1 rRNA gene is annotated in these 2,985 nt (G+C 53.7%); it reads right to left on the reverse strand.

Annotation, left to right across the window (positions count from 1 at the left end):
• Window positions 1–48: 48 nt before the first annotated feature.
• Window positions 49–2,957 (reverse strand): 23S ribosomal RNA (locus AC790_RS00050).
• Between the last annotated feature and the right edge of the window lie 28 nt (window positions 2,958–2,985).

Raw genomic sequence — 2,985 nt, forward strand, 5'->3', positions numbered from 1 at the left:
AACAAGCTGAAAATCCGGTCTCTCAGACCAAAACGCCTCTGGCGTTGTAAGGTTAAGCCTCACGGGTCATTAGTACCGGTTAGCTCAACGCATCGCTGCGCTTACACACCCGGCCTATCAACGTCGTAGTCTTCAACGTCCCTTCAGGACTCTCAAGGAGTCAGGGAGAACTCATCTCGGGGCAAGTTTCGTGCTTAGATGCTTTCAGCACTTATCTTTTCCGCACTTAGCTACCGGGCAGTGCCATTGGCATGACAACCCGAACACCAGTGGTGCGTTCACTCCGGTCCTCTCGTACTAGGAGCAACCCCCCTCAATTCTCCAGCGCCCACGGCAGATAGGGACCGAACTGTCTCACGACGTTCTAAACCCAGCTCGCGTACCACTTTAAACGGCGAACAGCCGTACCCTTGGGACCTACTTCAGCCCCAGGATGTGATGAGCCGACATCGAGGTGCCAAACACCGCCGTCGATATGAACTCTTGGGCGGTATCAGCCTGTTATCCCCGGAGTACCTTTTATCCGTTGAGCGATGGCCCTTCCATTCAGAACCACCGGATCACTATGACCTGCTTTCGCACCTGCTCGAGCCGTCACTCTCGCAGTCAAGCTGGCTTATGCCATTGCACTAACCTCCTGATGTCCGACCAGGATTAGCCAACCTTCGTGCTCCTCCGTTACTCTTTGGGAGGAGACCGCCCCAGTCAAACTACCCACCAGACACTGTCCGCAGCCCGGATTACGGGCCTACGTTAGAACATCAAACATTAAAGGGTGGTATTTCAAGGTTGGCTCCACGCAGACTGGCGTCCACGCTTCAAAGCCTCCCACCTATCCTACACATCAAGGCTCAATGTTCAGTGTCAAGCTATAGTAAAGGTTCACGGGGTCTTTCCGTCTTGCCGCGGGTACACTGCATCTTCACAGCGATTTCAATTTCACTGAGTCTCGGGTGGAGACAGCCTGGCCATCATTACGCCATTCGTGCAGGTCGGAACTTACCCGACAAGGAATTTCGCTACCTTAGGACCGTTATAGTTACGGCCGCCGTTTACCGGGGCTTCGATCAAGAGCTTCTCCTTGCGGATAACCCCATCAATTAACCTTCCGGCACCGGGCAGGCGTCACACCGTATACGTCCACTTTCGTGTTTGCACAGTGCTGTGTTTTTAATAAACAGTTGCAGCCAGCTGGTATCTTCGACTGGCTTCGGCTCGGGGAGCAAGTCCCTTTACCTACGCGCCAGCGTGCCTTCTCCCGAAGTTACGGCACCATTTTGCCTAGTTCCTTCACCCGAGTTCTCTCAAGCGCCTTGGTATTCTCTACCTGACCACCTGTGTCGGTTTGGGGTACGATTTCGTGTTACCTGGAGCTTAGAGGCTTTTCCTGGAAGCAGGGCATCAGTTACTTCACCACCGTGGTGGCTCGTCGTCACGCCTCAGCCTTAAGACACCCCGGATTTACCAAAGGTGTCAGCCTACACGCTTAAACCGGGACAACCGTCGCCCGGATAACCTAGCCTTCTCCGTCCCCCCTTCGCAGTAACACCAAGTGCAGGAATATTAACCTGCTTCCCATCGACTACGCTTTTCAGCCTCGCCTTAGGGGTCGACTCACCCTGCTCCGATTAACGTTGAACAGGAACCCTTGGTCTTCCGGCGAGCGGGCTTTTCACCCGCTTTATCGTTACTTATGTCAGCATTCGCACTTCTGATACCTCCAGCATGCCTCACAGCACACCTTCAACGGCTTACAGAACGCTCCCCTACCCAACAACGCATTCGCGTCGCTGCCGCAGCTTCGGTGCATGGTTTAGCCCCGTTACATCTTCCGCGCAGGCCGACTCGACCAGTGAGCTATTACGCTTTCTTTAAATGATGGCTGCTTCTAAGCCAACATCCTGGCTGTCTGTGCCTTCCCACATCGTTTCCCACTTAACCATGACTTTGGGACCTTAGCTGGCGGTCTGGGTTGTTTCCCTCTTCACGACGGACGTTAGCACCCGCCGTGTGTCTCCCGTGATAACATTCTCCGGTATTCGCAGTTTGCATCGGGTTGGTAAGCCGGGATGGCCCCCTAGCCGAAACAGTGCTCTACCCCCGGAGATGAGTTCACGAGGCGCTACCTAAATAGCTTTCGGGGAGAACCAGCTATCTCCCGGTTTGATTGGCCTTTCACCCCCAGCCACAAGTCATCCGCTAATTTTTCAACATTAGTCGGTTCGGTCCTCCAGTTAGTGTTACCCAACCTTCAACCTGCCCATGGCTAGATCACCGGGTTTCGGGTCTATACCCTGCAACTTAACGCCCAGTTAAGACTCGGTTTCCCTGCGGCTCCCCTATACGGTTAACCTTGCTACAGAATATAAGTCGCTGACCCATTATACAAAAGGTACGCAGTCACCCCCATAAATGAAGGCTCCCACTGCTTGTACGTACACGGTTTCAGGTTCTGTTTCACTCCCCTCGCCGGGGTTCTTTTCGCCTTTCCCTCACGGTACTGGTTCACTATCGGTCAGTCAGGAGTATTTAGCCTTGGAGGATGGTCCCCCCATATTCAGACAGGATACCACGTGTCCCGCCCTACTCTTCGAACTCACAATCTGTGCACTTTCGTGTACGGGACTATCACCCGGTATCGTGCGACTTTCCAGACGCTTCCACTAACGCACAAACTGATTCAGGTTCTGGGCTGTTCCCCGTTCGCTCGCCGCTACTGGGGGAATCTCGGTTGATTTCTTTTCCTCTGGGTACTTAGATGTTTCAGTTCCCCAGGTTCGCCTCGCAACACTATGTATTCATGTTGCGATGATGCACTGAGTGCACCGGGTTTCCCCATTCGGACATCGTCGGCTGTAGCGGTTCATATCACCTTACCGACGCTTTACGCAGATTAGCACGTCCTTCATCGCCTCTGACTGCCAGGGCATCCACCGTGTACGCTTAGTCGCTTAACCTCACAACCCACAGGCGTTTTGCAACGCT

The sequence above is a fragment of the Pantoea sp. RIT-PI-b genome (assembly GCF_001187905.1).
Lineage (GTDB): Bacteria > Pseudomonadota > Gammaproteobacteria > Enterobacterales > Enterobacteriaceae > Pantoea > Pantoea nemavictus.